General features: G+C 69.0%; 4 protein-coding genes and 1 pseudogene. 2 read left to right on the top strand and 3 right to left on the bottom strand.

Features of this window, described 5'->3' with window-relative positions:
* Both B7767_RS15555 and B7767_RS15550 read right to left on the bottom strand, forming a co-directional pair.
* Positions 1–426, bottom strand: a pseudogene (locus tag B7767_RS15555) (hypothetical protein); the annotation flags it as partial.
* Positions 427–494: 68 nt separating this feature from the next.
* Complete coding sequence (locus tag B7767_RS15550) at positions 495–1,820, bottom strand: DUF2252 domain-containing protein (protein ID WP_085572712.1); 1,326 nt, start codon at positions 1,818–1,820, stop codon at positions 495–497.
* Positions 1,821–2,079: 259 nt separating this feature from the next.
* Here B7767_RS15550 and dnaE point away from each other — a divergent pair, with 259 nt between their 5' ends.
* Entirely contained in the window at positions 2,080–5,619 is a 3,540-nt protein-coding gene (gene dnaE / locus B7767_RS15545; RefSeq protein ID WP_085572711.1) for a DNA polymerase III subunit alpha, read from the top strand.
* Between the two features lie 126 nt (positions 5,620–5,745).
* Here dnaE and B7767_RS46365 read toward each other — a convergent pair whose 3' ends face one another.
* A complete protein-coding gene (locus B7767_RS46365; RefSeq protein ID WP_179167160.1) occupies positions 5,746–5,913 on the bottom strand; it encodes a hypothetical protein in 168 nt (55 codons plus the stop codon).
* 220 nt (positions 5,914–6,133) lie between these two features.
* Between B7767_RS46365 and B7767_RS15540 the strand changes: the two genes are divergently transcribed.
* A partial coding sequence (locus B7767_RS15540; protein WP_143652475.1) for an NYN domain-containing protein occupies positions 6,134–6,890 on the top strand: 757 nt, incomplete at its 3' end.

The following is a 6,890-nucleotide window of genomic DNA, read 5'->3' as shown; positions in this document are numbered from 1 at the left end:
CGCCGGGTCGGCCTGGGCGAGCAGGGCCGCCAGCCGGTCGCCGCCCTCGGCGGCGTGCCCGGTGGCCCGGGCGAGCGGTGCGCCCACGCTGGTGCCGTCGCCGCACAGCACGTCGAAGCCGACGGAGCGCAGCGGACCCGCGACGGGCCCGCCCATCCGGCCGTAGCAGACGTGCTGGCCGGTGGTGAAGACGGTGTCGGCGGCCAGCTCCAGCGGGATCAGCAGGGCGGCGATCCGCCCGAAGGAACGCTCCCGCCCCGCCAGGGCGTACGCCAGGAGGAACACGGCGGCGGTGATCGCGGCCACCGTGTTCAGCGGCAGCGGGACCCCGGACAGCAGCACGTGCGACGCGGCGCTGAGCGTCACGACGACTGCCGTGAACAGCGCCGCGCGTACGGCTCTGAGCTGGGTTCCGGATATGTCCATGGCGGGAACGAGTGTGTCACGTGCTCCGGTAAGGGATCCCTAAAGGGTTCCTGTGGATGTGCGGATGGTCACAGGCCCGGAATCCGGCCGTTGCGGAACAGGTCCAGGAAGATCTGGTGGTCGCCGCGCGCACGGGCGCCGTAGTCGTGCGCGAACTCGACCAGGAGGGGGACCAGGGAGTCCTCGTCGGCGGCGATCGCCGCGTCGATGGCGCGCTCGGTGGAGAACGGCACCAGGGACTCGCCGGAGGTGTCGTCCGCCGCCGCGTGCATCGTCGCCGTGGCCCGGCCGAGGTCGGCGACGACCAGGGCGATCTCCTCCGGGTCGTCGATGTCGCCCCAGTCCAGGTCCACGGCGTACGGCGAGACCTCGGCGACGAGCTGCCCCGCGCCGTCCAGCTCGGTCCAGCCCAGCCACGGGTCGGCGTGCGCCTGGAGGGCGCGCTGGGAGATCACCGTGCGGTGCCCCTCGTGCTGGAAGTAGTCCTGGATCGCCTGGTCCGTGACGTGCCGGGAGACGGCCGGGGTCTGGGCCTGCTTGATGTAGATCACCACGTCGTTCTCCAGGGCGTCGCTGTGACCCTCCAGGAGGATGTTGTACGACGGCAGCCCGGCCGAGCCGATGCCGATGCCGCGGCGGCCCACGACGTCCTTCACGCGGTAGGAGTCCGGACGGGCCAGCGAGGCGTCCGGCAGCGTCTCCAGATAGCCGTCGAAGGCGGCGAGCACCTTGTAGCGGGTGGCGGCGTCCAGCTCGACCGCGCCGCCGCCGGAGGCGAAGCGGCGCTCGAAGTCACGGATCTCCGTCATCGATTCCAGCAGCCCGAACCGGGTCAGCGAGCGGGCGTCGCGCAGCGCGTCGAGCAGCGGCCCCTGGGCGGTGTCCAGCGTGAACGGCGGCACCTCGTCGCTCTTCGCGCCGGTGGCCAGCGCGTGGATCCGCTCCCGGTACGCGGCCGCGTAGATCGTGACCAGCTCGGTGATCTGCTCGTCGCTGAGCGCCTTCGCGTAGCCGATCAGCGCCACGGAGGCCGCGAAGCGCTTGAGGTCCCAGGTGAAGGGGCCGACGTAGGCCTCGTCGAAGTCGTTGACGTTGAAGACCAGGCGGCCGTTGGAGTCCATGTACGTGCCGAAGTTCTCCGCGTGGAGATCGCCGTGGATCCACACCCGCGAGGTGCGCTCGTCCAGGTACGGACCGCCCCGCTTCTCGGCGTCGAGATCGTGGTAGAAGAGGCACGCCGTCCCGCGGTAGAAGGCGAACGCCGAGGCCGCCATCTTGCGGAACTTCACCCGGAACGCGGCCGGGTCGGCGGCCAGGAGCTCGCCGAAGGCGGTGTCGAGGACGGCGAGGATCTCCTCACCGCGGTGCTCGTCGTTGAGCTGCGGTACCGACATCGCTTTGTGCCTCCAGGTGCGGGATGTTCCGGGACGGCTGGTCCGTCCCCCGATCCAACGTGCGACGGCGCGCGGGAGTGCCCGCGCCCCCGCTCGAAGGTACGTCGTGGCGGCCTCCGCGTGTCAGCGTCGGGGCATAGACTTCGACGCTGTCCCCCGGACCGTCCGCCCGCCCGTCGCCGAGAGTTCTCCCGTCACCCGACCACCACCCCTCATCGGGGCGCTCCGCGCCACAGCGTTCACCTTTGGAGGCCGCACCGTGTCAAAGCCGCCGTTCACGCACCTGCACGTCCACACCCAGTACTCGCTGCTGGACGGTGCCGCGCGGCTGAAGGACATGTTCAACGCCTGCAATGAAATGGGCATGTCGCACATCGCCATGTCCGACCACGGCAACCTGCACGGGGCGTACGACTTCTTCCACTCCGCGCAGAAGGCCGGAGTCACCCCGATCATCGGGATCGAGGCGTACGTCGCGCCCGAGTCCCGGCGCAACAAGCGCAAGATCCAGTGGGGCCAGCCGCACCAGAAGCGGGACGACGTCTCCGGTTCCGGTGGTTACACCCACAAGACGATGTGGGCCGTGAACAACACCGGCCTGCACAACCTCTTCCGGCTCTCCTCCGACGCGTACGCCGAGGGCTGGCTGCAGAAGTGGCCCCGGATGGACAAGGAGACCATCAGCCAGTGGTCCGAGGGCATCGTGGCCTCCACCGGCTGCCCCTCCGGCGAGGTGCAGACCCGGCTGCGCCTCGGCCACTTCGACGAGGCCCTCAAGGCCGCCGCCGACTACCAGGACATCTTCGGCAAGGACCGCTACTTCCTGGAGCTGATGGACCACGGCATCGAGATCGAGCACCGGGTCCGCGACGGCCTCCTGGAGATCGGCCGGAAGCTCGGCATCCCGCCCCTGGTCACCAACGACTCGCACTACACGTACGCGCACGAGGCGACCGCCCACGACGCGCTGCTGTGCATCCAGACCGGCAAGAACCTCTCCGACCCCGACCGCTTCAAGTTCGACGGCACCGGCTACTACCTCAAGTCCACCGACGAGATGTACGCCATCGACTCCTCGGACGCCTGGCAGCAGGGCTGCGCCAACACCCGGCTGATCGCCGAGATGGTCGACACCACGGGCATGTTCGAAAAGCGCGACCTGATGCCCAAGTTCGACATCCCGGAGGGGTACACCGAGGTCAGCTGGTTCAAGGAGGAGGTCCGCCGCGGCATGGAGCGCCGCTTCCCCGGCGGCATCCCCGAGGACCGCCAGAAGCAGGCCGACTACGAGATGGACGTCATCATCCAGATGGGGTTCCCGGGGTACTTCCTCGTCGTCGCCGACTTCATCATGTGGGCCAAGAACAACGGCATCGCGGTCGGCCCCGGACGAGGCTCCGCGGCCGGCTCGATCGTCGCCTACGCCATGGGCATCACCGACCTCGACCCGATCCCGCACGGACTGATCTTCGAGCGGTTCCTCAACCCCGAGCGCGTCTCCATGCCCGACGTCGACATCGACTTCGACGAGCGTCGGCGCGTCGAGGTGATCCGGTACGTGACGGAGAAGTACGGCGCCGACAAGGTCGCCATGATCGGCACCTACGGCAAGATCAAGGCGAAGAACGCCATCAAGGACTCCGCGCGCGTGCTGGGCTACCCGTACGCGATGGGCGACCGCCTCACCAAGGCGATGCCCGCCGACGTCCTCGGCAAGGGCATCGACCTGAACGGCATCACCGACCCCTCGCACCCCCGCTACAGCGAGGCCGGCGAGATCCGGTCGATGTACGAGAACGAGCCGGACGTGAAGAAGGTCATCGACACCGCCAAGGGCGTCGAGGGCCTGGTCCGGCAGATGGGCGTGCACGCCGCCGGCGTGATCATGTCCAGCGAACCCATCGTCGACCACGCCCCCATCTGGGTACGGCACACCGACGGCGTGACCATCACGCAGTGGGACTACCCCCAGTGCGAGTCGCTGGGCCTGCTGAAGATGGACTTCCTCGGCCTGCGCAACCTGACCATCATGGACGACGCCGTCAAGATGGTGAAGGCCAACAAGGGCGTCGACCTGGACCTGCTGGGCCTGCCGCTCGACGATCCGAAGACCTTCGAACTCCTCCAGCGCGGCGACACCCTCGGCGTCTTCCAGTTCGACGGCGGACCGATGCGCTCGCTGCTGCGGCTGATGAAGCCGGACAACTTCGAGGACATCTCCGCCGTCTCCGCGCTCTACCGTCCCGGCCCGATGGGCATGGACTCGCACACCAACTACGCGCTGCGCAAGAACAAGCTCCAGGAGATCACCCCGATCCACAAGGAGCTGGAGGAGCCGCTCGAAGAGGTCCTCGCGGTCACCTACGGCCTGATCGTCTACCAGGAGCAGGTGCAGAAGGCCGCCCAGATCATCGCCGGCTACTCGCTCGGCGAGGCCGACATCCTCCGCCGCGTGATGGGCAAGAAGAAGCCCGAGGAACTGGCGAAGAACTTCACCATCTTCCAGGCCGGCGCCCGCAAGAACGGCTACAGCGACGAGGCCATCCAGGCCCTGTGGGACGTGCTGGTGCCCTTCGCCGGCTACGCCTTCAACAAGGCGCACTCCGCCGCGTACGGACTGGTGTCCTACTGGACCGCCTACCTCAAGGCGAACTACCCGGCCGAGTACATGGCCGCGCTGCTCACCTCGGTGAAGGACGACAAGGACAAGTCGGCGATCTACCTCAACGAGTGCCGCCGCATGGGCATCAAGGTGCTCCCGCCGAACGTCAACGAGTCGGTGCACAACTTCGCCGCCCAGGGCGACGACGTGATCCTCTTCGGCCTGGAGGCCGTGCGCAACGTCGGCACCAACGTGGTCGAGTCGATCATCAAGTGCCGCAAGGCCAAGGGGAAGTACACCTCCTTCCCGGACTACCTCGACAAGGTCGACGCGGTCGTCTGCAACAAGCGCACCACGGAGTCGCTGATCAAGGCCGGCGCCTTCGACGAGCTGGGGCACACCCGCAAGGGCCTCACCGCCCACTACGAGCCGATGATCGACAACGTGGTCGCGGTCAAGCGCAAGGAGGCCGAGGGCCAGTTCGACCTCTTCGGCGGCATGGGCGAGGAGGAGACCAGCGAGCCCGGCTTCGGCCTCGACGTCACCTTCACCGACGACGAGTGGGACAAGACGTACCTGCTAGCCCAGGAGCGCGAGATGCTCGGGCTCTACGTCTCCGACCACCCGCTGTTCGGCCTGGAGCACGTGCTGTCCGACAAGGCCGACGCGGGCATCTCCCAGCTCACCGGCGGCGACTTCGGCGACGGCGCGGTGGTCACCATCGGCGGCATCATCTCGGGCCTCCAGCGCAAGATGACCAAGCAGGGCAACGCCTGGGCGATCGCCACCGTGGAGGACCTCGCGGGCTCCATCGAGTGCATGTTCTTCCCGGCGACGTACCAGCTCGTCTCGACGCAACTCGTCGAGGACGCCGTGGTGTTCGTCAAGGGCCGGCTCGACAAGCGGGAGGACGTGCCGCGGCTGGTCGCGATGGAGCTGATGGTCCCCGACCTGTCCAACGCCGGCACCAACGCGCCCGTGGTGCTCACCATCCCGGCCACCCGCGTGACCCCGCCGATGGTCAGCCGGCTCGGTGAGATCCTCACCCACCACAAGGGCGACAGCGAGGTGCGGATCAAGCTTCAGGGGCCGACGAAGACGACGGTGCTGCGCCTGGACCGGCACCGGGTGAAGCCGGACCCGGCCCTGTTCGGCGACCTGAAGGTCCTTCTCGGACCGTCCTGCCTGGCGGGCTAGCGGGCGGGCCCGGCCGACGCGCGTGAGGGGCGCACCCTGTGGTGGGTGCGCCCCTCTTCGTGTGCCTGGGCCTTCATGCGCCCGGGTCTTCACGTTCCCGGGCCGCAACGGGCCGTCGTGAAGGCGTCAGTTGTGGCCGAAGCGCTTCTGCCGACCCTTGCCCTGGCCGACATCGCCGGGCACGGCCTGTGTGGTGCGCTGCTCGTCCGGCGTCTCCATCGTGGACACCTGCGCCGCCCGCTGGGCGCGTTCGGCCTGCGGCTGCTTACGGTCACGGTTCTTGTTCTTGGCCATGGTGATGCCTCCTGTGGGGGACTAGGGGCCAGGGCCGGGACCAGATTCACATAGCCCGACAACGGACGCATGTTGGACAATTACCGTGTGTGACCGGGGTGATCGGGGAGGAAGTGTGGAAACGCCACGCCGAAGATCGAGTTCGGGCCGTTAACCCCGGCGTGGTCGGGCAGACTCGAAGCAAGCCCGAAGCAAACCTCCCGGAAAGAGGGTGGACCGCGTGGACCGCTGCATCGTCCTGGTGGACGCCGGGTATCTGCTGGGGGCCGCCGCCAGTCTCCTCGCCGGGGAACCGTCGCGGTCCCGCATCACCGTCGATCACGCGGCCCTCATCCAGGGGCTGCGGGAGCGCGCCGAGTCCGACACGCGTCAGCCGCTGCTGCGCATCTACTGGTTCGACGGTGCCCCCGACCGCGTCCCTCAGCCCGAGCACCGCAGGCTGCGCGTGATGCCCCGGGTCACCGTCCGGCTCGGCGCGCTGACCCGCAGCGACGGCCGCTGGGCGCAGAAGGGCGTCGACGCCGCGATGCACGCCGAGCTGACCGAGTTGGCCCGCAACCGGGCCTGTTCCGACATCGTCCTGGTCACCGGGGACGGTGACCTGCTGCCCGGCATGATGGCCGCCAAGGAACACGGCGTCGCCGTGCACCTGTGGGCCGTGCAGGCCGCCGACGGCGACTACAACCAGTCCGAGGACCTGGTCGCCGAGGCCGACGAGCGCCGGGTGCTGGACCGGGCGTGGATCACCCGGGCCGTACGGGCCAAGGAGCACACCGGGGTGTGCGCCCCGCCGCCCGTGCCGCGGCCCGAGATCGCCGCGATCCTCTCCGCCCCGCTGCCGGAGTCCGCACCCGGCGCGACGGCCGAGCGGACCGTCGAGGAGCCGCAGCACCCGGCCGCCGGGCACAACGGCACCGCCGAACGGGCGGCCACGGCCAAGGGCGTACCCACCCCCAAGGACCTGGCCGCGCTGCGCG

Source organism: Streptomyces sp. 13-12-16 (genome assembly GCF_002114215.1).
Classification (GTDB): domain Bacteria; phylum Actinomycetota; class Actinomycetes; order Streptomycetales; family Streptomycetaceae; genus Streptomyces.
The sequence above is the reverse complement of the archived record's forward strand: the minus strand, read 5'-3'. Positions and strand labels throughout refer to the sequence as shown.

Excerpts from the sequence above, each read along its gene's own strand:
- B7767_RS15550 (WP_085572712.1), bottom strand. The coding sequence starts at position 1,820 with ATGTCGGTACCGCAGCTCAACGACGAGCACCGCGGTGAGGAGATCCTC.
- B7767_RS46365 (WP_179167160.1), bottom strand. The coding sequence starts at position 5,913 with ATGGCCAAGAACAAGAACCGTGACCGTAAGCAGCCGCAGGCCGAACGC.